Below are 22,523 nucleotides of genomic sequence, written 5' to 3' on the forward strand. Positions count from 1 at the left end.
GCGAAGTAAAAACTTCAAATGGCTACGTAGCTCAGCTGGTTAGAGCACATCACTCATAATGATGGGGTCACAGGTTCGAATCCCGTCGTAGCCACCATTAATTACAACGTTAAGATCGAGTTTTACCAATTACTCTCTTAACTACAAGTTTTGTCGCGGAAGTGGCGGAATTGGTAGACGCACCAGATTTAGGTTCTGGCGCCGCAAGGTGTGAGAGTTCAAGTCTCTCCTTCCGCACCATTATTAAGAAAGCTCGTCATTTGACGGGCTTTTTTTCTATCTATTCCTCTCTGACAATTACGTTAGTTGAATCTTTGAAAGTTTCTTCAATATTGTTAATTTCTTCTATTGGCTCACAGAAAAGTATTTTGCTACTGTTCATTCTAGGATAGACAGGCAACCTTAGGTCAATACACTGATCTTCAAGGATATTTATGACTTTCCAAGATTACTCCGTTGCTATTGGACAGTATTCAAAAGGCGATGATTTAGGTTTCAAGACGGCGCATTTCAACACTCCCCATGACCTTATAATATCTTCAGCGATAACAAATGCTTTCAACCCTTCTTATCTTCTGTATACAGAGCAAGGACATTATCTCGTTTCCGAATGTTCTCAACAGGAAGGAGCGGCCCTTATATTCGTGCCTACAAACAGTGAAGATCATCAAGTAAGATTGCTTGATGGTGATTACCCATGCCACCTTGCAATATCTCCGAATAAAGAACTATTAGGCGTCGCGCATTATGGGACAGGTAACTTCGAGATATTTGCCCTAAGGGCACATGGCATTATTGGAGAACGTATAGCTTTACTGGCTAATGAAGGCTCTAGCGTTCATCCTACTCGCCAGCAAGCCCCCCATGGGCACCAGTTACAGTTTATCCCTAATAGCCAACAGTTCGTCACGGTAGACTTAGGCATCGACACATTGAGCTTTTACGAATATAACAAAACTGATGCGGTTCTATCTCAGTCTTTGGTAATGCCGCTGGGAAGTGGTCCTCGACATGTAGACTTCTCTCAAGATGGTGAATTTGGGTATGTGTTGTGTGAACTCGATGAATCACTGCATGTTATCAAGCGTAACGAACATGGGAGATGGCGACTGATTTACTCTACTTCAGCGTTTCCTGAACATATAAACCATGAAGCGGCGGCGGCCGTTAAGCTTTCACCGAACAATCGCTTTGTCTATTTGACAGGTCGCGGAGAGTCTATCGTCTCTTGGTTTAAATTAAGTGACCCTGCTGTACCTGATTATCAAGGCTTTGTCAGTTCAGGGGGAGAATTCCCACGAGATTTGTGTATTTCTCCAGATGGAAAGTATCTTATGACAGCAAACCAACATTCTGACAATTTAGCTCTGTTTACCGTCGATGAAGCAACTGGGGCACCAACGCTAGAATCAGTATCAGATTCTATCACTGCCCCAGTATGTCTAGTCATTTATTAAGTTATTTAAGGCCAATCGCGTATTTTAAGACTTGCTCTTTAATCGGCCCAGAATGCTCTGCCACTTTCAGTAGAGCATTTCGAGCAAATGCTAGCGGGGGTAAGGTACTACTAAACCCTTTATAGAATACATCCATGCCCGTTTGCATTAACAGGTTGTCTGGACGACGCTCTATCTCATAACGACGTAATGCTTCATTAGAGACCCCTTTCTCTTCAAACGCTTTCAACAAGGCTTCTACATCTTTAAAACCAAGATTAACGCCCTGACCCGCCAACGGATTTATCGTGTGAGCTGAATCCCCTACTAATACACAACCGTGTTTGTAATATCGCTGTGCATGTCGACGTGTAAGTGGGAATGAGCCGCGCTGTAGCACGCTAACCTTACCCAGTTCAGCTGGAAAGTACTCAACAATCTCCTGCTCTAACTGGGCATGACTCATATTCTTTAACTGCTTAATCCGTTTAGGGGAGTCGTACCAAACTAATGAGCCTTGGTTTCCACATAGTGGTAAAAATGAACGAGGCCCTGACGTGGTAAACCACTGCCACGTGATGTCTTGTTGAGGGAGTTCCGTCTCAACATTAATCAGCATGCACTCTTGACGATAATCCCATGCTGTCACCCCAATGCCACTGGCTTGTCGTACTCTTGAATTCGCACCATCCGCACCAACGACCAGAGTCGCAGCAATTTCACGCCCGGATTCTAAGATGATAGTTGAGCCTTCATCGTCAAGCGTTAAGCTTTCAACACCATCACCTTCAATCACTTTCAAGTTGTCGAAACGATGAAACTGCTGCCATAACCCTAGTTGGATCACTCGGTTTTCGACAATGTAGCCCAATTGCTCTAGATGCAGAGATTCGGCATTGAAACGAATTCGACAGTTTTCCGCTTCCCATGTTTCAAGACGTGCATAAGGGCACACACGCATCGCCTCTATGGCGCTCCAAGCATCGAGATATGTCAGTAAATCAACAGAACGATGAGAAATAGCAGAAACACGCAGGTCCATTGGCTGCGAATTTTCGAAAGCTTGAGGGGTAAATTTTTCGATAACAGCGACTGAGCGCCCTTGTTTAGCAAGACCCAGCGCCATCGCTGCTCCCACCATGCCACCACCAACAACTGCAATTTCAAACTGTTCCATCGTCTTCTTACTACCCTAAATTCAATGTGTGTTCATTGTACGTAGCCCGCTCTAAAATCGCGAGCGAATTCCTTCGAAAAACCCTGCTTTTGTGAGGCCTAATAACCGCTTACAGCAATTGAAATATAAGCTCTCAAAGAGATTTTACACTCCCCCTAGTCAGGCGCTTTTTAAAGCAGTACAATACGCCGCTTACCGCCAAGATGGTGGTCATAATTTAAGCAGCCGCTTCGTTGTTTTCGCAATACAGCGCCTGTGCAAGAAAAAGATTTAAATAACTGACGAGCGATAGTGATGAGTAAGAAACTGCTAATTAAAACCTGGGGCTGCCAGATGAACGAATACGATTCATCAAAAATGGCCGATCTGCTTAATGCGGCAAATGGCTATGAGCTAACAGAAGATCCAGAGGAAGCAGACGTACTACTTTTGAACACTTGCTCTATCCGTGAAAAAGCGCAAGAGAAAGTGTTCCACCAACTTGGTCGTTGGAAAACCCTAAAAGACAAAAAAGATGGCGTTGTTATTGGTGTGGGTGGCTGTGTAGCGACTCAAGAAGGTGACCATATTCGTGAACGTGCGCCATTTGTTGACGTTATCTTCGGCCCACAAACTCTTCACCGTTTGCCTGAAATGATCAAGCAGTCACAAAGCGATGAAGCGCCAGTAATGGATATCTCTTTCCCAGAGATCGAGAAGTTTGACCGTCTGCCGGAACCACGTGCGGAAGGCGCAACAGCGTTTGTTTCAATTATGGAAGGCTGCAGTAAGTACTGTACTTACTGTGTTGTTCCATATACTCGTGGTGAAGAAGTAAGCCGTCCAATGGATGACGTATTGTTTGAAATTGCTCAGCTTGCCGATCAAGGCGTTCGTGAAGTAAACCTACTTGGCCAAAACGTGAATGCTTATCGTGGTCCAATGCACGATGGTGATATCTGTTCTTTTGCCGAGCTATTACGCCTGGTTGCTTCTATTGATGGTATTGATCGTATCCGCTTTACGACAAGTCACCCGCTAGAGTTCACTGATGACATCATTGCTGTTTACGAAGACACACCTGAGCTTGTTAGCTTCCTGCACTTGCCAGTACAAAGTGGTTCAGACCGTGTATTGACTATGATGAAGCGTCCACACACAGCGATTGAATACAAGTCTATCATTCGTAAACTTCGCAAAGCGCGTCCTGATATTCAAATCAGTTCAGACTTCATTGTTGGTTTCCCAGGTGAAACTGACAAAGATTTCCAAGACACGATGAAACTGATCAAGGACGTAGATTTTGATATGAGCTTTAGCTTTATCTTCTCTCCTCGTCCAGGTACGCCAGCAGCAGATTACCCATGTGATCTTCCTGAGCAAACTAAGAAAGACCGCTTATACGAGCTACAACAAACTGTAAACTCGCAGGCAATGCGTTATTCACGTCAGATGCTAGACACTGAGCAACGTGTTTTAGTTGAAGGTCCATCTAAGAAGAACCTGATGGAGCTTCGTGCGCGCACCGAAAACAACCGTGTGGTTAACTTCGAAGGTGGTGCAGAGCTAATCGGCCAGTTTGTTGACGTAAAAATCACAGACGTGTTCGCAAACTCCCTACGTGGTGAGCTAGTAAGAACAGAAAAAGATATGGATCTTCGCAGTGTTATTTCTCCAACACAAATGATGGCAAAAACCAAACGCGAAGATGAGCTAGGTGTAGCGACCTTTACGCCTTAGCGCCTATACCCAAACAGCTTCAATGTGCTATTTTGGAGTTAGTTGGGTAAAAATATGCGAAGCCCGGTCACAGTCGGGCTTCATACATCGCCCTTAAGGGCAAAATGTGAGGCAACATTGAGTAATCAAATCGTAACTCTAGAAATTCATCTAGAACCTTCAGACAACCGCCGTCTATCAAGCTTGTGCGGTCCTTTCGATGACAATATCAAACATTTAGAACGCCGCTTAGGTGTCGAGATCAACCACAGAAGCAACTTCTTTACGATCGTGGGCAAGCCGCACACTAGCGCCGCAGCTCTAGATATCATCAAAACGCTTTATGTCGACACAGCACCTGTGCGTGGCCAGATCCCTGATATTGAGCCAGAGCAAATTCACTTAGCCGTTAAAGAATCTGGTGTACTTGAGCAAAATACCGAATCAGAAATCGCTCACGGAAAAGAAGTCTTCGTAAAGACCAAGAAAGGCATCATCAAACCGCGTACACCTAATCAAGCTCAGTACCTAGTGAATATGGTCACTCATGATATTAGCTTCGGTATTGGGCCAGCTGGTACAGGTAAAACTTACCTAGCAGTAGCTGCTGCAGTAGACGCACTGGAGCGCCAAGAGATTCGCCGTATCCTACTGACTCGTCCAGCAGTAGAAGCGGGTGAAAAACTAGGCTTCCTGCCAGGTGATTTAAGTCAGAAGGTCGATCCGTACCTTCGACCTCTATACGATGCGTTATTTGAAATGCTTGGTTTTGAGCGCGTAGAGAAACTCATTGAACGCAATGTTATTGAGGTTGCCCCCCTCGCCTACATGCGCGGCCGCACACTTAACGATGCCTTCATTATTCTCGATGAGAGCCAGAACACCACCGTTGAACAAATGAAGATGTTCCTGACGCGTATCGGCTTTAACTCGCGCGCAGTTATCACTGGTGACGTCACACAAATCGACTTGCCGCGTGGCGCAAAATCTGGCCTTCGTCATGCGATTGAAGTGCTGAGTGAAGTTGACGAAATCAGCTTTAACTTCTTCCAGTCAGATGATGTCGTTCGTCACCCTGTCGTTGCGCGCATCGTAAATGCTTACGAGAAATGGGAAGCGAAAGATGCCAAAGAACGTAAAGAAATTGAGCGTAAGCGACGTGAAGAACGTGAAGCGGCGCAAAAGCTGCTTGATGCAGCATCTGCTAGCGCAACGGTGGATGGAAAGTAATGGCGATTGAACTCGATCTTCAAATTGCAGTCGAATCAGAACAAGGGTTACCAAGTGCTGACGAATTTCAAGGCTGGTTGGACAAAACCATTACTCCGTTTCAACAAGATGCTGAGTTGACGATTCGTATAGTCGATGAAGAAGAGAGCCAACAGCTTAACCGCGACTACCGTGGTAAAGATAAACCAACCAATGTGCTCTCCTTTCCTTTTGAAGCTCCTCCAGGTGTAGAAATGGATCTGCTTGGTGACATGATCATTTGTCGTCAAGTTGTCGAAAAAGAGGCCATTGAGCAATCCAAGCCTTTGATTGCACACTGGGCACATATGGTTGTACATGGGAGTCTTCATCTGCTAGGTTATGATCATATTGAGGATGACGAAGCAGAAGAAATGGAAGCTTTGGAAACCGAAATCATGCTTGATATGGGCTTTGATGACCCATATTTAGTAGAAAAGGAGTAAGCACATTTCGCTGGCGTTTGCGCTAAAAAGAATCTGTTTACGCATGTGCGCTATCACACATCTGATAGCATTCTGAATTGAGAAGTCATGAACGAAGAGTCTTCTCCCTCTCAACCAGAGGGAAACAGTAAAAAGTCGGAAGGTCCGAGTAGAAAGTCCTTCTTTGAGCGCCTAGGTCAAATTTTTCAAGGCGAACCAAAAGACCGCCAAGAGCTTGTAGATGTTATCCGCGACTCTGAAGAAAACGACCTAATTGACCACGATACCCGCGATATGCTCGAAGGTGTCATGGAAATTTCTGAAATGCGAGTGCGCGACATTATGCTGCCACGCTCGCAAATGGTTACTATCGAGCGTTCCGATAACCTCGATAAGCTAATCGAACTGATGACAGATGCACAGCATTCTCGCTACCCTGTTATCAGTGAAGATAAAGACCATGTAGAAGGCATCCTCTTAGCTAAGGACCTCCTCCGTTATTTGGGCTCAGAAAGCGCCCCGTTTGATATTGAAGAAGTGATTCGCCCAGCGGTTGTAGTTCCTGAAAGTAAGCGCGTTGATCGCCTACTGAAGGAGTTCCGTGAAGAGCGTTATCACATGGCCATTGTCGTCGATGAATTTGGTGGAGTATCAGGTCTAGTGACCATCGAAGATATTCTCGAAGAAATCGTTGGCGAAATCGAAGATGAATTCGATGACGATGATGAGCTTGATATCAGAAAACTGAGTAAGCACACATTTGCGGTGAAAGCGCTCACTACTATTGAAGAGTTCAATGAAACATTCGGCTCTAACTTTAGTGATGAGGAAGTCGACACTGTAGGTGGCCTAGTCATGACTGCATTCGGTCACTTACCTTCACGTGGTGAAGTGGTTGAAATAGAAAATTACAACTTTAAGGTGACAGCGGCGGATAATCGTCGTGTGGTTCAGGTCCAAGTCACAATACCTGACCAAGAAACGGCTTCAAGTGTCGAGGAGTAACCTCACCACTTGCTGCTCACCAAAAAAGTGAGATGATATTTAAATGAAGAAAAATCTTCGCATATTGCGGCCCATCGGGGCCGCTTTTGTTGGTGCTAGCACCACTCTCGCATTTGCTCCCTATCAGCTATGGCCCTTGGCTATTCTGAGCCCATTTCTCCTTCTCCTCCTTATCAGAGGTCGCAGCACAAAAAGTGCACTTTGGACAGGTTATGCATGGGGCATAGGTCAATTTGCCACTGGCATCAGTTGGGTTCACGTCAGTATCGATACCTTTGGTGGTATGCCGAAGATTGCCAGCGTGTTCTTAATGGCACTCTTAGTCGGCTACCTATCCATTTACTCAGCTCTGTTTGCTTGGTCTCTAAACCGATTCTTCCCGTCAGACAATAAAACTCGTTATTTTGTCGCAGCGCCAGCACTCTGGTTAATCTTTGATTGGGCTCGCGGTTGGGTGATGACGGGTTTCCCTTGGCTGTGGTTAGGGTACAGTCAAATTGATTCACCGTTAGCGAGCTTTGCACCTATTGGTGGCGTTGAACTCATTACCTTGCTACTGATCGTAATGGCTGCCAGCCTAACTTACTTAACCGTAACTAAGCAGTGGCAACTCGCTATCATCCCTCTAGTCATATTCGCCACTGGATTCGGCCTACGTAACTACGACTGGGTCACGCCCGCTCCAAGTCGCACCAAATCGGTCGCATTGATTCAAGGTAATATCGATCAAGCCATGAAGTGGATGCCCAATCACCGATGGCCAACAATAATGAAATATACCGATCTAAGTCGTGAAAACTGGGATGCGGACATTATCATTTGGCCAGAAGCTGCAATTCCCGCAATGGAATTCGAATTACCTTCATTTCTGCGTAACTTGGACTCTGCGGCTAAAATGAATGATTCTGCGATCATCACTGGAGTCATCAACAAAACCGAGTCCGGTGAGTATTACAACAGCATATTGGTTGTAGGGCAGACACCTTACGGTGATTACGAAATGGATCTCGATGAACGTTATCACAAACACCATTTGCTACCATTCGGTGAATTCGTGCCATTTGGAGATCTATTAAGACCTATCGCCCCGTTTTTTAACTTGCCTATGTCTTCATTCAGCCGTGGTGCCTACGTACAGCCTAATATTGTGGCTAACGGTATGCATCTAGCGCCAGCATTATGTTATGAGATTATTTTTGGGGAACAAGTTAGGCAGAACGTTACTGACGACACAGATTACCTGTTAACGCTGTCCAATGATGCTTGGTTTGGGCGCTCTATTGGCCCATTGCAGCATATGGAAATAGCACGAATGCGCGCATTAGAGCTTGGCTTACCACTTATTCGTTCGACCAATAATGGTGTGACTGCCGTTACCAATCACAAAGGTAAGATTACTGCTCAAATCCCTCAGTTTGAAACCGCTGTGCTTAGAACTGACGTCACTCCAACCGACGGAACAACTTGGTATCGTGAAGTAGGAACTTGGCCTTTATATGCGTGGGTATTACTTTGCCTAGGCTTTGGCATCATTAGACGCAACAAGTAATCACCTCTTATACACCGGCCATTGAACTCCTTTAGTATCAATGGCCGAGCTGGTCTTCTTACCGAGAAAATCCCATCGAAAAGCGCGCTTCATAAACTTTCTTCCATAATATATAACTATTTGGTTCTTTTCCCTTGCCAAACAAAATCATATTCTTATCTGGTAATCAATAACCACCACGGTTGAATGAAGGAACATTATAATGAGCAAGATTTACGAAGATAATTCACTGACAATTGGTAACACCCCTCTAGTACGCCTAAACAAAGTAAGTAATGGTAATGTGCTTGCTAAAGTTGAAGCACGCAACCCAAGCTTCAGCGTTAAGTGCCGTATCGGTGCAAACATGATCTGGGAAGCGGAAAAAGACGGTCGTCTAAAAGCAGGCGTAGAGCTAGTTGAGCCAACCAGTGGTAACACAGGTATTGCTCTTGCTTTCGTTGCAGCTGCACGTGGCTACAAACTCACACTTACTATGCCTGAATCTATGAGTCTCGAGCGTCGTAAGCTTCTCAAGGCACTAGGTGCTAACCTTGAACTCACAGAAGCAGCGAAAGGCATGAAAGGGGCTATCGCTAAAGCAGAAGAGATTGTCGCTTCAAATCCAGAAAAGTATCTGCTACTTCAACAGTTCAACAACCCAGCAAACCCAGCCATTCATGAAAAGACAACGGGTCCAGAGATCTGGGAAGCAACGGATGGTGAGATCGATGTATTTGTCGCTGGTGTAGGTACAGGTGGTACTATCACAGGTACTAGCCGCTATATTAAGGGCGAAAAAGGTAAAGCAATTGTTTCAGTTGCCGTTGAGCCAGCAGAATCACCTGTCATTTCTCAAGTGCTAGCAGGTCAAGAGATCCAACCAGCTCCTCACAAAATCCAAGGCATCGGTGCAGGATTTATCCCAGAGAACTTAGATCTTGAGCTTGTTGACCGTGTCGAACTGGTTACTTCTGAAGAAGCCATCGAAATGGCGCGTCGCCTAATGGAAGAAGAAGGTATCCTAGCTGGTATCTCATCAGGCGCAGCTGTTGTAGCGGCTAACAAGCTTGCTGAACTCCCTGAATTCAAAGGTAAAACCATTGTCACCGTACTCCCAAGTTCAGGTGAACGCTACCTAAGCTCTGCATTGTTTGCCGGTATATTTACTGACAAAGAGATTCAGCAGTAATATGTTGCCAAATCAATTTTTGCACGAAAAAAGCCCCTTTAAGGGGCTTTTTTGTTGAAACTCTGTCAGCCTTTGGTAATATCAGGTCAGTTTTATTTTAAGCCAAAAAATAAATAGGCTAATTACAGAATTTCGTAAGACAGGTACACAGCGAAGACTGCAATCATGTCCTACAATTCTAGACCGACACAATTCTTAACAGTTATGACTTTCGTACTATAGCGAGGCGTAACATTTAACGATAAGCTTTGTTTGGTTTAGAAACTAAACATAAAATAAATCAATTGGGGTATAAAAAATGTACGAGAAGCAAGTAGAAATCACAGCAGAAAACGGCCTTCACACTCGTCCGGCTGCTCAGTTCGTTAAAGAAGCAAAAGCATTTGACGCTGACATCACTGTGGCTACTAACGGCAAAAGCGCTAGCGCAAAAAGCCTATTCAAACTACAAACTCTAGGTCTAGTTAAAGGCACTACTATCACAATCTCTGCTGAAGGCCCACAAGCTCAACAAGCAGTTGACCACCTAGTAGCTCTAATCCCTGAGCTTCACTAAGAACCCAGTTCTCCTTAAAGCCATTTTGTGAAAACAGAATGGCTTTATTGGAAATAGCTCTAGCTATCAGCTACACATAATAAGTAGCTAATAACTATCCAATCTTTAATACATTAGACCAAATAAAGGTAAAGCTATGATTTCAGGCATCCTAGCATCTCCTGGTATTGCTATTGGTAAAGCACTACTACTTCAAGAAGACGAGATTGTTCTAAACACGTCGACTATTTCAGATGACCAAGTTGAAGCAGAAGTTGCGCGTTTCTTTGACGCTCGCAACAAGTCAGCTCAACAACTAGAAGTCGTTAAGCAAAAAGCGCTTGAGACTTTTGGTGAAGAGAAAGAGGCTATCTTCGAAGGCCATATCATGCTTCTTGAAGATGAAGAGCTAGAAGAAGAAATCCTAGCACTCATCAAGAAAGACAAACTATCTGCAGACAACGCGATTCACACAGTAATCGAAGAGCAAGCGACTGCACTAGAATCTCTAGATGACGAATACCTTAAAGAACGTGCAACTGATATCCGTGATATCGGTACTCGTTTCGTTAAGAACGCACTAGGCATCAACATCGTTTCACTAGGTGATATCGATGAAGAAGTTATCCTAGTAGCTTACGACCTAACTCCATCTGAAACTGCGCAAATCAACCTTGATTACGTACTAGGTTTCGCATGTGACATCGGCGGTCGTACTTCGCACACTTCTATCATGGCACGTTCACTAGAGCTTCCTGCGATTGTTGGTACTAACGACATCACTAAGAAAGTGAACAACGGCGACATGTTGGTTCTTGACGCGATGAACAACAAGATCATCGTAAACCCAACTCAAGCTGAGATTGACGAAGCTAAAGCGGTACGTGAAGCGTTCCTTGCAGAAAAAGAGGAACTAGCAAAACTTAAAGACCTACCAGCAGAAACTCTAGACGGCCACCGTGTAGAAGTTTGCGGTAACATCGGTACAGTGAAAGACTGCGATGGCATCAACCGTAACGGCGGTGAAGGTGTTGGTCTGTATCGTACAGAATTCCTATTCATGGACCGTACTGCTCTTCCTACTGAAGAAGAACAGTATCAAGCTTACAAAGAAGTTGCGGAAGCAATGCACGGTCACGCGGTAATTATCCGTACTATGGATATCGGTGGTGATAAAGATCTACCTTACCTAGACCTTCCAGAAGAGATGAACCCATTCCTTGGTTGGCGTGCAGTTCGTATCAGCTTGGATCGTCGTGAAATCCTTCGTGACCAGCTACGTGGTATCCTACGTGCATCAGCACACGGTAAGCTGCGCATCATGTTCCCAATGATCATCTCTGTAGAAGAGATTCGTGAACTGAAAGCTGCTATCGAAGAGTACAAAGCAGAACTTCGTGCTGAAGGTCTAGCATTTGACGAAAACATCGAAATCGGTGTAATGGTTGAAACTCCTGCTGCGGCAGCGATTGCTCACCACCTAGCGAAAGAAGTTTCGTTCTTTAGTATTGGTACTAACGACTTAACTCAGTATACTCTAGCAGTAGACCGTGGTAATGAGCTTATTTCTCACCTATACAACCCACTTTCACCTGCTGTACTTACGGTAATTAAGCAAGTGATCGACGCTTCGCATAAAGAAGGTAAGTGGACTGGTATGTGTGGTGAGCTTGCTGGCGACGAGCGTGCGACTCTACTTCTACTGGGCATGGGCCTAGATGAGTTTAGTATGAGCGGTATTTCAATTCCTAAGGTTAAGAAAGTAATCCGCAACGCTAACTTCGCAGAAGTAAAAGCAATGGCTGATGAAGCGCTAGAAATGGCGACTGCTGCAGAAATTGAGGCACACGTCGAAAAATTTATCGCAGAAAAGACAAACTGCTAATATAATTGAGCAGAACAAAATCAAACCTTTAGGAGCACAACATGGGTCTGTTTGACAAACTGAAGAAGCTAGTATCTGACGACAGCGCTGACACTGGTGCAATCGAAATTATCGCACCTCTTTCTGGTGAAATTGTAAACATCGAAGATGTGCCAGACGTCGTATTTGCTGAGAAAATCGTTGGTGACGGTATTGCAATCAAGCCAGCTGGTGACAAGATGGTAGCTCCTGTTAACGGTACTATCGGTAAGATCTTTGAGACGAACCACGCGTTCTCTATCGAGTCTGACGACGGCATCGAGCTATTTGTTCACTTCGGTATCGACACTGTTGAACTGAAAGGTGAAGGCTTCAAGCGTATCGCTGAAGAAGGCCAATCAGTAAAAGCAGGTGACACTATCATCGAATTCGACCTAGCACTTCTAGAAGAGAAAGCTAAGTCAACGCTAACTCCTGTTGTTATCTCTAACATGGACGAAATCAAAGAGCTGAACAAGCTTGCTGGTTCTGTAACTGTTGGTGAAACGCCAGTACTACGCGTAACTAAGTAATTAGTTAATCTCGACGTAGAAAAAACGCAGCCTTGGCTGCGTTTTTTTATGTCTGCGACTTGTCTGAACAAGTTAATTGCCTTGTTATCTACTCACCTTGATAGCGAGATTGATGCTAAAACGTCTCCAGCAAATGTTTTTACACTGAGAGTATTATCTTCAAACAATCCATAGCTCGCAGCATAGCCATCTCGTGGGAATGTGATAGAACCTGGGTTGAAGATAATTTGCTCTCCTTGCCACTCGGCTACTGGTATATGTGTATGTCCATGAGCAATCACGTCTCCTTGCTTTAACGCAGGTCGTTTATCTGTGTTGTAAAGATGCCCATGAGTTAAGAACAATCGCTGTCCATTTGCCAACATTACCCATGCATAGTCACTCATCATAGGAAAGTCTAAGAGCATCTGGTCGACTTCACTATCGCAATTGCCTCGTACCGCAATAATACTGGTGCTGAGCTCATTAAGCCGTTCAGCTACTTTAGGTGGGTTATAGCTCTCTGGTACTGGATTTCTCGGTCCATGGTTAAGCACATCACCTAAAATCACTAAATGCTCCGCACCTGAGCGATGATACTCTGCTAGAACCTGTTCAGTGGCATCAAGACTGCCATGCAAATCAGAAGCGAAAAATAGTTTCACTGGTTTATCTCCACCATTACTAATGGGGAGTATTGTAACTCAGCTAAACCCAGTTCGCCTGTCTCATTCCTCTTTAGCCATACCATTCACAACAATGTTATTGTAACTAACCATGCCAATCACCTTACCGTGTTCAATGACAGGCGCACGACTAATCCCAAACCGCTCGAATAAGCGAGCGCAATATTTCACATTCATATTAGGGTCAACAGACAGTGCAGGCTTAGTCATAATCTCATAGATGTTTGTTCGCTCGGCTGAGCGGTTTTTCGCCAGCACCTTTTTGGCAATGTCATTCATCAATACGATCCCGTATTCATCATCATCATGACGCTTTTCGACAACCAGTGCTTTTACCCGATGCTCACGAGCTAAAACGATACCCTCATGCACTGTCTTTAACCCATCCACCATCACATAACTGTTTGCCATGACATCACGCACACAGACTTTCTCATGTCGGCTCATAGCTCATCCTCTACTACTTTAGTTAATGTCTCAACTTGGTGAGCGACACCTACCGCATCCTCTATATCGATCTGCACCGCAATCCCCTGTCCCGAAGTTTGGTCAAACTCTCCGACCTTGTTAATGGTCTCTAATATCTGCCGCGATAAGTGCTCTTCTACTACAAACAACAGCACATCTTTTTGAACCTCTAAGGTAAGTCCAAAGAAGGTTTGCTTTTTGTTAAGCCCTTCCCCTCTCGCGTTATTAATTACCGTTGCTCCTGTGGCTCCCGCTGTACGAGCCGCATCAAGAACGGAGTCTGTTTTACTATCTTCAACAAATGCCAGAATGAGCTTAAAGCGCATTGTTCTTCTCCTTTGAAGCTAGATCGCGATGCTTTGAACGTTGACTCAAAAATTGAATCAACTGTGCATACGCCATCACGGAAATAATAGGAAATAAGCTAGCAAACGCGATCAAACCAAACCCATCAATCATAGGGTTTCGTCCCGGTACGGTGGAAGCTAGCCCCAACCCCAACGCCGTCACCAAAGGGACCGTGACCGTTGAGGTCGTCACCCCGCCAGAGTCATACGCTAACGGAATAATAAATTTGGGAGCAAAATAGGTTTGAATCACCACCAAGATGTAGCCTGCGATGATGTAGTAGTGAATGGGGTCTCCGACAACAATACGATAGCTGCCAAGGGAGATACCAACAGCCACCCCCAGCGCCACTGCGATTCTTAACCCATTTACTGAAATCGAACCAGCAGAGACTTGATTAGCTTTGATAGCAACCGCCAATAACGATGGTTCAGCAATCGTGGTACTAAATCCTATACAGAAAGCAAACAGATAAACCCAATAATAGTCGATCCACTCCAATGACTGGCCTACCGTCACCTTAAATTCTTGCAAGAATTCAGGTGCCGTTAACTGCATCGCCATGGTTTCACCTAACGGGAACAGAGCAAGTTCTAATCCCACTAAAAACAAACTAAGCCCGAGAATCACATAGCCAAAGCCAAGTAGAACTTTTAACGGGTTAGTAATTGGCTTCTTCAAGATGGCAAACTGAAATCCGAAAATGATCACCATGATCGGTGTAACGTCACGAATCGTGAGCAACAGTGTGGTGAGAAAATCCAAGATGATAGTCATACTGCAATCACCCCGTAAACCATAACGAACATCATTGGTAACAGCGACGCAAAGGCAATGAGACCAAAACCATCCAGCATCGGGTTACGCCCCTTAATGGTGCTGGCTAACCCTACACCCAACGCGGTGACTAATGGTACTGTTATTGTTGATGTCGTTACACCACCTGAGTCGTAAGCCACACCGATAATGTACTCCGGTGCGAACCCTGTCAGTATCACTACACCGACATAACCGCCAATAATCATCCACTGGATAGGCCAACCTTTGAGTATGCGCAGCACACCCAATACAATGGCAAGCCCAACTGAAATGGCAACGGCCAAGCGCAAGCCATCCGCATAGTCTTGCATGGCCTCTTCCGTCATCGGAATTTTCCCCCCTTCCGCCGCCACTTCAGCTGCTTCAGCAGATACCGCTGTTAGCGCAGGCTCGGCAATGGTAGTCCCAAAGCCTAGACAGAACGAAAACACCATCAACCAGAAGACGCTGCCCTTTCGTGCAAACGACTGAGCCATGGACTCACCGATGGGAAATAACCCCATTTCTAACCCAAATACAAAAAAGGTCAGCCCTAGGACCACAAGCAATAGGCCAAATAAGATAGAGAGAACATTAGGAAGCGGCTCTTGCAGTACGACCAATTGGAAAAACAGCACGACCAAAACGATGGGCAGTAGATCTTTGAAACTACTGGCCATTGAATGAAGAAGCGCTTTCAATCCTTGCATCGCTTTCCTCCGCTTCCATACGATAGTTTTATGATGGCACACATTAAATGTAAGAAGATGTGACAGTAATGGCAATATTGCGCAATGCTCACGCCAATCCACAAGACTGTGACTAGTACAACATGTGCTACACCCACAACAACGTTAGTTAATCCTCTGATTCATTGCTATATTTACTTATTCAGCAACTGAGTCATATCGGTAAGTTGTCAATTACTGAGGAGAAGGACAGAGATGAATTTGCTTGTAACAGGTGGCACAGGGTTTATTGGTCGAGAGTTACTGAAACACCTAACCACCTACTCCATCACTCTGCTGACCCGTGATGAACAAACAGCAAGACAAACGCTACATCACACTGACTGTGGCAATATTCACTATGTCGATTCATTAGATAGCTTTAACGACCTCAATGAATTTGATGCCATCATAAATCTCGCTGGAGAACCGATTGCAGATAAACGTTGGAGCGAGGCTCAAAAAAAACGTATTTGTGATAGCCGCTGGAAGATCACCGAAACTCTTGTGGAACTGATTCACGCCAGCACGAAACCTCCTGCAATTTTTATTAGTGGCTCAGCTGTCGGTTATTACGGAGATCAACAAGATCATCCTTTCGACGAGAGTCTGCATGTCAGTCAGGATACCTTTGCTCACAACGTCTGTGAACGTTGGGAACACATCGCCTTGCGAGCACAGTCCGATCAAACAAGAGTGTGTCTATTGCGCACTGGTGTTGTGCTTGGCGAAGGTGGCGGAGCATTAGCTAAGATGCTGCTGCCCTATAAACTGGGGCTCGGTGGACCGATTGGTAACGGAAAACAATATATTCCTTGGATACATATACTAGATATGGTGCGAGCGATTGTTTGTTTACTGGAAACTGAACACGCTAGCGGGCCATATAATTTCTGTGCACCTCATGCCGTCACTAACGCAGTTTTCAGTAAAACACTTGCAAATTCATTGGGCCGCCCTCATTTTTTATTTACTCCTAAGTGGGCGATTAAACTCGCTATGGGAGAATCTTCATGCTTACTGCTTGATAGCACGAGAGCAAAACCTAAAAAGCTCACAGAGATCGGCTTTAACTTCTCCTTCCCTCATATCGACTCAGCGCTGAAAAACATCGTCGCAAACTCGCGCTAGACCTCGTCTACCATTAGCGTTAACCTTTACTGAAAGGGAATAAATCATAGGGTTAGCGCAAAAATGGGAAAGGCCATTCTTATCACAGGTTGTTCTACGGGAATCGGTTACGTTGCAGCACATGAGTTGCAGAATAAAGGCTACAAGGTCATTGCGTCGTGCCGCGACCCAAAAGATGTGGATAGGCTCAACCAAGAAGGACTGACTTGTATTCAACTCGACCTGACCGATAGCAAGAGCATTAAATTGGGAGTCCAAAAAGCACTCGCTTTATGTGAGGGGAGCCTTTATGCCTTGTTTAACAATGGTGCCTACGGCCAACCCGGAGCCCTAGAAGACCTGCCAACCGATGCACTAAGAGAACAATTTGAGGCAAACTTCTTTGGTTGGCATGAACTGACGAAACAAGTACTACCGGTAATGCGAAAACAAGGCGACGGTCGTATTATTCAAAACAGCTCTGTCCTCGGGTTTGCTGCGATGAAATACCGTGGAGCGTATAATGCCTCTAAATTTGCCCTCGAGGGATGGACCGACACTCTCAGACTTGAGTTATACCAAACAAACATCAAAGTATCACTCATAGAACCAGGGCCTATTGAGACACAATTTAGAGCCAATGCCAAGGCCGCGTTTTTAAAATGGATTGATATTGATGCAAGCGTACATAAAACGCATTACCAGCAACAACTAAGCCGATTATCAGCGGAAGGCTCCAATAATCAATTCGTGCTGCCGCCGGAATCTTGCGTTGTGCCACTTTTACATGCTCTCGAGTCAGACAAACCCAAGTTACGCTATCGAGTCACCACACCAACGAAGATATTTGCGGTACTAAAACGTCTACTTCCAAGCAAATGGTTAGATCCGATTCTGCGAAAAGCCGCATAAAAAATGATCATTTGTAATTTTAGTGTCACATATGAAGGATATATTGCTCAACGTAGTTAAATACAAGAGACGAAACCATACCCTACACAAGTTGGAATCATCTCTCTAACACCTTGCTCACAGCGATATCAATTTGGAATTCTAAAAATGACGCTAAATCAGCTAAACTGGCTGGCTGTGGGTGTAACACTTGCATACTTTGTAATGTTTTAAACACCTTCGCTTGCTGCATTTCTGAAATCCATAAACGCCGCGCTTCATAGTGCGGCGTTTTGGCATCTAAATTCTGTAATCTCTTCGACAAACCTTGATTTTTGGTTCACCAATACCAATCTTGAAAATAGAACAATGCGAATCACTTAATAAGGATAATTCAATGCAACCAGCGTACATTGTTGATTTAAATGAGCAAAATTTCCGCGAAGTCCTCGAAGGCTCAATGACAGCTCCCGTGCTGATCCACTTTTGGGCACCTATGAGTGAAGAAAGCGCTCAGTTAATTCCTGCTTTAAAGGCATTAACAGAACAATACGCCGGCGCCTATACACTGGCATTGCTGAACTGTGAAGAGCAACAAGCGATTGCTGGACAGTTTGGTGTTCAAGCACTTCCTACGATTGCGTTATTCGTGAATGGTCAACCTGTAGACGGACTAGGTGGTCCACAACCAATTGAAGCGGTCAAAGCTATGCTGACCAAACATCTTCCAAGTGAAGATGAACTTAACGCTCGCAAAGCGCTAGAGCTATCACAACAAGGTGAGTTTGAAGCTGCTATTTCTGCATTTGGGACCCTTTCCGAAGAGTATCAAAATAAAGGTGAAATCAAATTGGCAGTTGCCAACTGCTTGCTTGAGACCAATCAATTTGAACGTGCAGAACAAGTACTCAACACTATTCCAATGGAATACAAAGACAACCACTATAAGAGCTTAGTGGCGAAATTAGAACTGCACAAACAAGCTGCTGATAGCCCTGAGATTCAATCTTTAGAAGCGGCATTACAAGCAAACCCTGACGATCTTAAACTGGTCGCAGAACTGGGTCTTCAATACCACCAAGTGAATCGTGATGAAGAAGCACTTGCTCTGATATGGACGCCTCTGAGCCGTAATTTGAATGCGCTTGATGGAGACCTGAAAAAAGCCTTTATGGATATCTTGTCTGCGCTAGGTCAAGGTAACCCTATCGCCGCTAAGTATCGCCGTCAGTTGTATTCTCTGCTCTACTAATAACTTAGTCACACTCTATTCTAAGGGAAGCGCAGGCTTCCCTTTTTTCTTATTACGCAAATTTATTTCGTCGAACCGCTCATCCTACCTATCAGTAGTAAGTTTAACTCCATGATAAATTTAATGATTACTCGTCGAAAAAATACATACCTTTACACAGTATTGTCTTAACAACGCTGTATACTGTTTAGGATTGTACATTTTTAATACAAGGATAGACTCATGGATATTGATGCAATGGTCACCATAGGTGGTTTCATTCTGGTCGCAATTGTTTTTATTGTGGCCGGGGTCAAAACCGTACCACAAGCCAACAACTGGACCGTAGAAAGATTCGGTCGCTATACCCATACGCTTAGACCTGGGCTGAACTTGATTATCCCTTTCATTGATTCTATTGGCAGTAAAATCAATATGATGGAAAGAGTTCTAGATATTCCGCCACAAGAGGTCATCTCCAAAGATAACGCTAACGTGGTCATTGATGCAGTATGTTTCGTTCAAGTCATCGATGCGGCAAAAGCTGCGTATGAAGTGAACGATCTTGAGCATGCTATTCGTAACCTAACATTGACCAATATGCGTACCGTGCTTGGCTCAATGGAACTGGATGAAATGTTAAGCCAACGTGACTCTATCAATACCAAACTGCTTGCGATTGTCGATGAAGCAACTAACGCATGGGGCGTTAAAGTGACTCGTATTGAGATCCGCGACGTACAACCACCAGCAGACCTAACCGCAGCGATGAATGCTCAGATGAAAGCAGAACGTAATAAACGTGCCGACATTCTAGAAGCAGAAGGTGTGCGACAAGCAGAGATCCTTAAAGCCGAGGGTCATAAGCAATCTGAAATCCTCAAAGCCGAAGGTGAGAAACAGGCTGCTATACTTCAAGCAGAAGCACGTGAACGTGCCGCAGAAGCGGAAGCTAAAGCAACTGAGATGGTTTCAACTGCCATTGCACAGGGCGACATGCAAGCAGTGAATTACTTTATTGCTCAAGGCTATACTGAGGCTTTGAAATCGATTGGTCAGGCGGAGAATGGTAAAATTATCATGTTGCCGATAGAAGCAACTGGACTCATGGGGTCTGTAGCTGGTATTGCAGAAATGTTTAATCAGTCAAAGCCTCAACAAATGAAGGATAACGCGTGATAGAACTGCTTAGCCAAGTCAATTACTGGCACTGGTTGGCTCTAGGATTATTACTGCTATGTGGCGAGTTACTCGGTACCGCTGGCTACATGTTGTGGATTGGCATCGCAGCAATGTTGGTGGGTATTGTGCTCGCCTTTATTCCTATCAGTTGGCAACTGCAATGGATTAGCTTTGGGGTGTTTGCGTTGGCATTGACTTGGCTATGGTGGCGTAAACAACATCGAGTTGATAAGCAATCAGATAAGCAGCGAAGCCTAAATCAGAAGGACAAACAGCTCATAGGTCAAACGTCGGTGTTGGAGCAAGATATTACCAGGGGAAAATGTCGAATCAAACTTGGCGATACTTCCTGGTCCGCTTACTCTGACTCTGACTTACCTAGTGGTACCTTGGTCAGAGTGATAGATGTCGATGGAATAACCCTACTGATTGAGAAAGCAGAATAAAACAAAATAGACACCTCAAGTAGGTGTCTATTTTGTTTCAAAAGGCGTAAAGGAGTAGACCATTCCTTTACTTATTAGCGCACTTAATGTTTTACCTACACAACTATTTCGACTTGAGCGCCCCACTGCAGAAACCAGTCCTTTCTTATCAAGCTTCACCACGTGTGTACCGTCTAAACTTCGATAAAAAACAGTTTTACGCTCGTCTTGATAACCCACCAGTAGAACGATAGCACCCGCACGGTAAGGCTTACCGACCTCACACACTAACGCATCTGGAAAACCATCGAACACCTCCGACAGCGAAGGTGCAGAGAATGTTAGCAAAATTACCAATAAAATCCTTTTCACGGTTCAGCTCACTCTACGTTTTGTTAAAAGTAAACTAGTAAATAGCGAGCAAGAGTCCTTTTAATTTCATTGGTATTTCTAAATGAGATTATCGCTGTTCGTCACGTTTATGCTTAGGTACATAATTGAGGATAGAAATCGGCACCGGTTTTCTTGGTACAAAGCCTTCAATTTCAACTCGCTCAAGCAAATGGCCTAATCGGCTTTCTATCATACACAGGTTTTTGAAGTTATCTTTTGATACCAACGATAACGCCTCACCCGCAGCATCGGCACGACCAGTACGTCCAATTCGGTGAACATATTCATCTGCTGGATAAGGTAAGTCGTAGTTAATCACCACTGGCAAGTTTTCAATATCAATACCGCGTGCAGCTACACCAGTTGCCACCAAGTATTGAATCTCACCCGCTTTGAATGACTCGATAAGTTGCTGACGAACTTTTTGGTTACGACCACTATGGAACGCTTCAGCAGCAATGCCACGTTTTTCTAATTGGCTGACAAGCTTAGCTGCACCATGCTTGGTTTCAATAAAAATAAGCGCTTGCTTCCATTGATTCTGCTGCAATAGATGACTTAAAAGTGAGGACTTCATGTCTTTATCGACAGTGACTATCCACTGCTTAATATTGCTCTTAGAAGCACTGTGCTTAGTGATAGCAATTTCTTCTGGGTTGTCTATCGCAGATTTAGCAAGATCGCGGACAGGATTAGACAATGTCGCTGAAAACAACAAACTTTGAGCATCTTCTGGTACACGAGCAATAATCTTGTTGATCGCTTCGATAAAGCCCATATCCAGCATTTTGTCAGCTTCATCCAACACCAAAGTCTCGACTTCATCAAAGTGAATTGCACGCTGACCGTATAGGTCTATCAAACGACCTGGAGTTGCTACAACAATATCCACACCATCAATTAAAGCTTGCTTCTGCGGTGCGTAATCAACGCCACCAAACATCGCCATAGATTTTATTGACGTAAACTGTGCATAAGCTTCAATGCTCTGGTTCACCTGAAGAGCCAGTTCACGAGTTGGCGTTAAGATGATCGCTCGTGCACGCTTTTTACGTTCAGTTTGACCCGCACTAAGTCTCTCTAAAATAGGCAAAACAAAACTCGCTGTTTTACCCGTTCCAGTTTGCGCCGCAGCGATAAGATTGCTGCCTTTCAAAACAATAGGAATCGCCTTAGTCTGGATAGTTGTTGGTTTTTGATAACCAACCTCTTTGATAGCATCTAGTAATGGTTGGCTTAACCCTAGTTTAGAAAAGGACATGGTGAACTCTCTTGAAGGTGAAATTGCAGATAGTGTAGCAGACATACGTCCATAAAACGCAAAACCCCTGACAACTCAAAGAGCTATCAGGGGTCTTAAATAATGGCACGCCCTGTAGGATTCGAACCTACGACCACATCCTTAGAAGGGACGTGCTCTATCCAGCTGAGCTAAGGGCGCGCTACAGGAAAAGGATTATACGAGATGAGAGAGGTAAATCAATGGCTTTCTTAGCGTTACTGGTTTAAATGCCCAAAAAAAAGTCAACATATAGATAAAAGCTGAAAAACAGACCAGTGCAAACGTTTGCGTTGTAGCTTTTGAAATAATTTTCTGGGACAAT

23 protein-coding genes and 3 tRNA genes are annotated in these 22,523 nt (G+C 44.5%); 17 read left to right on the forward strand and 9 right to left on the reverse strand.

Annotated elements, in window-relative coordinates:
• Positions 1-20: 20 nt before the first annotated feature.
• The 3 genes from L2W36_RS00005 to L2W36_RS00015 all read left to right on the forward strand — a co-directional run bounded on the left by L2W36_RS00005 (position 21) and on the right by L2W36_RS00015 (position 1,457).
• Positions 21-97 (forward strand) — tRNA-Met (locus L2W36_RS00005).
• Positions 98-155: 58 nt separating this feature from the next.
• Positions 156-240 (forward strand) — tRNA-Leu (locus L2W36_RS00010).
• A 194-nt stretch (positions 241-434) separates the two neighbouring features.
• Positions 435-1,457, forward strand: coding sequence for a lactonase family protein (locus tag L2W36_RS00015; RefSeq protein WP_236109066.1), 1,023 nt, complete (start codon positions 435-437; stop codon positions 1,455-1,457).
• A gap of 1 nt (position 1,458) precedes the next feature.
• Here L2W36_RS00015 and L2W36_RS00020 read toward each other — a convergent pair whose 3' ends face one another.
• Entirely contained in the window at positions 1,459-2,613 is a 1,155-nt protein-coding gene (locus L2W36_RS00020; RefSeq protein WP_236109067.1) for a 2-octaprenyl-3-methyl-6-methoxy-1,4-benzoquinol hydroxylase, read from the reverse strand.
• Between the two features lie 294 nt (positions 2,614-2,907).
• Here L2W36_RS00020 and miaB point away from each other — a divergent pair, with 294 nt between their 5' ends.
• The 9 genes from miaB to crr all read left to right on the forward strand — a co-directional run bounded on the left by miaB (position 2,908) and on the right by crr (position 12,680).
• Positions 2,908-4,332, forward strand: a complete 1,425-nt coding sequence (gene miaB, locus L2W36_RS00025; protein WP_006075471.1) for a tRNA (N6-isopentenyl adenosine(37)-C2)-methylthiotransferase MiaB — start codon at positions 2,908-2,910, stop codon at positions 4,330-4,332.
• A 117-nt stretch (positions 4,333-4,449) separates the two neighbouring features.
• A complete protein-coding gene (locus L2W36_RS00030; protein ID WP_006075472.1) occupies positions 4,450-5,541 on the forward strand; it encodes a PhoH family protein in 1,092 nt (363 codons plus the stop codon).
• Positions 5,541-6,005 (forward strand): rRNA maturation RNase YbeY, encoded by a 465-nt coding sequence (gene ybeY, locus L2W36_RS00035; protein ID WP_006075473.1) that lies wholly within the window; start codon positions 5,541-5,543, stop codon positions 6,003-6,005. The genes L2W36_RS00030 and ybeY overlap by 1 nt, the downstream gene beginning before the upstream one ends.
• 87 nt (positions 6,006-6,092) lie before the next feature.
• Positions 6,093-6,989 (forward strand): CNNM family magnesium/cobalt transport protein CorC, encoded by an 897-nt coding sequence (gene corC, locus L2W36_RS00040; RefSeq protein WP_006075474.1) that lies wholly within the window; start codon positions 6,093-6,095, stop codon positions 6,987-6,989.
• 43 nt (positions 6,990-7,032) lie between these two features.
• On the forward strand, positions 7,033-8,538 hold the full coding sequence (gene lnt / locus L2W36_RS00045; protein ID WP_236109068.1) for an apolipoprotein N-acyltransferase: 1,506 nt from the start codon (positions 7,033-7,035) through the stop codon (positions 8,536-8,538).
• A 202-nt stretch (positions 8,539-8,740) separates the two neighbouring features.
• Positions 8,741-9,709: a cysteine synthase A gene (gene cysK, locus L2W36_RS00050; protein ID WP_006075477.1), complete on the forward strand. Its 969-nt coding sequence runs from the start codon at positions 8,741-8,743 to the stop codon at positions 9,707-9,709.
• 298 nt (positions 9,710-10,007) lie between these two features.
• Complete coding sequence (locus L2W36_RS00055) at positions 10,008-10,265, forward strand: HPr family phosphocarrier protein (protein ID WP_006075478.1); 258 nt, start codon at positions 10,008-10,010, stop codon at positions 10,263-10,265.
• Between the two features lie 136 nt (positions 10,266-10,401).
• Positions 10,402-12,129 (forward strand): phosphoenolpyruvate-protein phosphotransferase PtsI, encoded by a 1,728-nt coding sequence (gene ptsI, locus L2W36_RS00060; protein ID WP_038225348.1) that lies wholly within the window; start codon positions 10,402-10,404, stop codon positions 12,127-12,129.
• Between the two features lie 41 nt (positions 12,130-12,170).
• Positions 12,171-12,680, forward strand: a complete 510-nt coding sequence (gene crr, locus L2W36_RS00065) for a PTS glucose transporter subunit IIA (protein ID WP_031494205.1) — start codon at positions 12,171-12,173, stop codon at positions 12,678-12,680.
• Between the two features lie 92 nt (positions 12,681-12,772).
• On the opposite strand, the gene yfcE is transcribed toward crr, so the two are convergent.
• From yfcE to L2W36_RS00090, 5 genes are all read right to left on the reverse strand, one after another.
• Complete coding sequence (gene yfcE / locus L2W36_RS00070; RefSeq protein WP_006075628.1) at positions 12,773-13,324, reverse strand: phosphodiesterase; 552 nt, start codon at positions 13,322-13,324, stop codon at positions 12,773-12,775.
• A 63-nt stretch (positions 13,325-13,387) separates the two neighbouring features.
• Positions 13,388-13,792: a CBS domain-containing protein gene (locus tag L2W36_RS00075; protein ID WP_006075627.1), complete on the reverse strand. Its 405-nt coding sequence runs from the start codon at positions 13,790-13,792 to the stop codon at positions 13,388-13,390.
• Entirely contained in the window at positions 13,789-14,139 is a 351-nt protein-coding gene (locus tag L2W36_RS00080; protein WP_006075626.1) for a P-II family nitrogen regulator, read from the reverse strand. The genes L2W36_RS00075 and L2W36_RS00080 overlap by 4 nt, the downstream gene beginning before the upstream one ends.
• On the reverse strand, positions 14,129-14,938 hold the full coding sequence (locus tag L2W36_RS00085; RefSeq protein ID WP_038225353.1) for a DUF1538 domain-containing protein: 810 nt from the start codon (positions 14,936-14,938) through the stop codon (positions 14,129-14,131). The genes L2W36_RS00080 and L2W36_RS00085 overlap by 11 nt, the downstream gene beginning before the upstream one ends.
• Positions 14,935-15,669 carry a DUF1538 domain-containing protein gene (locus tag L2W36_RS00090; protein ID WP_236109069.1) on the reverse strand — a complete coding sequence of 245 codons (735 nt, stop codon included), beginning with the start codon at positions 15,667-15,669 and terminating at the stop codon, positions 14,935-14,937. Before L2W36_RS00090 ends, L2W36_RS00085 begins: the two co-directional genes overlap by 4 nt.
• Before the next feature lie 234 nt (positions 15,670-15,903).
• Here L2W36_RS00090 and L2W36_RS00095 point away from each other — a divergent pair, with 234 nt between their 5' ends.
• The 5 genes from L2W36_RS00095 (at position 15,904) to L2W36_RS00115 (ending at position 20,547) form a co-directional block, all read left to right on the forward strand.
• Positions 15,904-16,818 (forward strand): TIGR01777 family oxidoreductase, encoded by a 915-nt coding sequence (locus L2W36_RS00095; protein ID WP_006075623.1) that lies wholly within the window; start codon positions 15,904-15,906, stop codon positions 16,816-16,818.
• 63 nt (positions 16,819-16,881) lie between these two features.
• Positions 16,882-17,709 (forward strand): SDR family oxidoreductase, encoded by an 828-nt coding sequence (locus L2W36_RS00100; RefSeq protein ID WP_006075622.1) that lies wholly within the window; start codon positions 16,882-16,884, stop codon positions 17,707-17,709.
• A 376-nt stretch (positions 17,710-18,085) separates the two neighbouring features.
• Positions 18,086-18,940, forward strand: coding sequence for a co-chaperone YbbN (locus L2W36_RS00105; protein WP_124940725.1), 855 nt, complete (start codon positions 18,086-18,088; stop codon positions 18,938-18,940).
• Between the two features lie 222 nt (positions 18,941-19,162).
• Positions 19,163-20,098 carry an SPFH domain-containing protein gene (locus tag L2W36_RS00110; RefSeq protein WP_236109070.1) on the forward strand — a complete coding sequence of 312 codons (936 nt, stop codon included), beginning with the start codon at positions 19,163-19,165 and terminating at the stop codon, positions 20,096-20,098.
• Positions 20,095-20,547 carry an NfeD family protein gene (locus tag L2W36_RS00115; protein WP_198557427.1) on the forward strand — a complete coding sequence of 151 codons (453 nt, stop codon included), beginning with the start codon at positions 20,095-20,097 and terminating at the stop codon, positions 20,545-20,547. Before L2W36_RS00110 ends, L2W36_RS00115 begins: the two co-directional genes overlap by 4 nt.
• Before the next feature lie 27 nt (positions 20,548-20,574).
• Here L2W36_RS00115 and L2W36_RS00120 read toward each other — a convergent pair whose 3' ends face one another.
• From L2W36_RS00120 to L2W36_RS00130, 3 genes are all read right to left on the reverse strand, one after another.
• Positions 20,575-20,898, reverse strand: a complete 324-nt coding sequence (locus L2W36_RS00120) for a hypothetical protein (protein ID WP_236109071.1) — start codon at positions 20,896-20,898, stop codon at positions 20,575-20,577.
• A gap of 88 nt (positions 20,899-20,986) precedes the next feature.
• Positions 20,987-22,180 (reverse strand): DEAD/DEAH box helicase, encoded by a 1,194-nt coding sequence (locus L2W36_RS00125; RefSeq protein ID WP_006075679.1) that lies wholly within the window; start codon positions 22,178-22,180, stop codon positions 20,987-20,989.
• Positions 22,181-22,283: 103 nt separating this feature from the next.
• Positions 22,284-22,360: transfer RNA gene (locus tag L2W36_RS00130), tRNA-Arg, on the reverse strand.
• Positions 22,361-22,523: the final 163 nt, after the last annotated feature.

The organism is Vibrio sp. McD22-P3 (assembly GCF_021568915.1).
GTDB lineage: Bacteria > Pseudomonadota > Gammaproteobacteria > Enterobacterales > Vibrionaceae > Vibrio > Vibrio mediterranei.